This is a genomic window from Microbispora sitophila (genome assembly GCF_014892245.1).
GTDB classification, from domain to species: Bacteria; Actinomycetota; Actinomycetes; order Streptosporangiales; family Streptosporangiaceae; genus Microbispora; species Microbispora siamensis.
Window position 1 is genome coordinate 1 of sequence record NZ_JADBGC010000099.1, and the last position, 557, is coordinate 557.

At 68.8% G+C, this 557-nt stretch carries 1 protein-coding gene and 1 pseudogene; both read left to right on the forward strand.

Translation table 11 applies throughout. The features are described from left to right. Nucleotides 1–194: pseudogene (locus IL992_RS45595) on the forward strand (sugar ABC transporter substrate-binding protein); the annotation flags it as partial. Further along, the coding region (locus IL992_RS45600) for a Gfo/Idh/MocA family protein (RefSeq protein ID WP_193209510.1) at nt 191–557 on the forward strand (367 nt) is incomplete at its 3' end. The pseudogene IL992_RS45595 and the gene IL992_RS45600, both read left to right, overlap by 4 nt.

The window sequence follows — 557 nt, forward strand, 5'->3', positions numbered from 1 at the left end:
GTGTGCTGAAGGCCACGGTCACCTACAGCCCGACGATGGCCGGCTCGGCGATCAAGCTGGCGCGGCTGATCGCCCAGGGCAAGGGCATGAGCGACCTGCTGGAGCAGGAGGTGCCGCAGTCGATCACGCTGACCTCGGAGACCGTCACCAAGGACAACGCCGACCGTTACCTGCCGACGGGATTCGAGTCATGAGGCCGGTCATCGGCATCGGCATGATCGGCTACGCGTTCATGGGCCGTGCCCACTCCCAGGCATGGCGCAGCGTGGACGCGTTCTTCGACCTGCCGTTCAAACCCGCGATGGTCGCGGTGGCCGGCAGGTCCGCCGAGGCGACCGCCCAGGCGGCGGAGAAGCTGGGCTGGGCCCACGCGGAGACCGACTGGAAGCGGCTCCTCGATCGCGACGACGTGCAGATCGTCGACATCTGTACCCCGGGTGACAGCCACGCCGAGATCGCCATCGCGGCGCTGGCCGCGGGCAAGCACGTCATCTGTGAGAAGCCGCTGGCCAACACCGTGGCCGAGGCCGAGGCGATGACCGCGGCGGCGAAGGAGG